Source organism: Mesorhizobium sp. M7A.F.Ca.CA.004.12.1.1 (assembly GCF_003997835.1).
Classification (GTDB): domain Bacteria; phylum Pseudomonadota; class Alphaproteobacteria; order Rhizobiales; family Rhizobiaceae; genus Mesorhizobium.
Map to the genome: position 1 here is coordinate 1 of NZ_RZRK01001467.1, position 545 is coordinate 545.

Below are 545 nucleotides of genomic sequence, written 5' to 3' on the forward strand. Positions count from 1 at the left end.
AGATTGCAGGGCAAAGGTCTGATATCCCGAGGCAAAGGTCTCAAGCAAAAGTTGGCTCTTGCCACTCGCGTCCGTTGGCACCAATCTCGCTCAGCCGCTCATCGGTGGATGTCGGCATGACAGGATCTTGCCATGACCCGCGATCAGATGCTCGCCCACCTGCGGTCCGCCGATGCCGTCGCGCGCGACACGGCGGCGCATGGGCACCATCCCTTCGGTTGCGTGCTGGTCGGGCCGGACGATCGCGTGCTGATGCGGCAGGGCAATCTCGACACGGTGCGCCATGCCGAGACGGAGCTCGCCCGGCGCGCGGCGGCGGCCTACGAGCCGGAGTTCCTGTGGCAATGCACGCTGGTCTCAACCTTCGAGCCGTGCGCCATGTGCGCCGGCACGATGTATTGGGCCAATATCGGGCGGCTGGTTTACGGGATCGAGGAGACCGAGCTGCTGGCGCTCACCGGGGATCACGCTGAGAATCCGACGATGAGCCTCTCTTCGCGCACCGTCCTCGGCTCCGGCCAGAAAAAGATCGAGGTCTTTGGCCC

General features: G+C 64.8%; 1 protein-coding gene. It reads left to right on the plus strand.

Annotated features, from left to right (window positions below):
- Positions 1–132 precede the first annotated feature (132 nt).
- Positions 133–545 (plus strand): nucleoside deaminase (locus tag EN984_RS37065; RefSeq protein ID WP_164766048.1); only part of this gene is annotated, 413 nt, incomplete at its 3' end.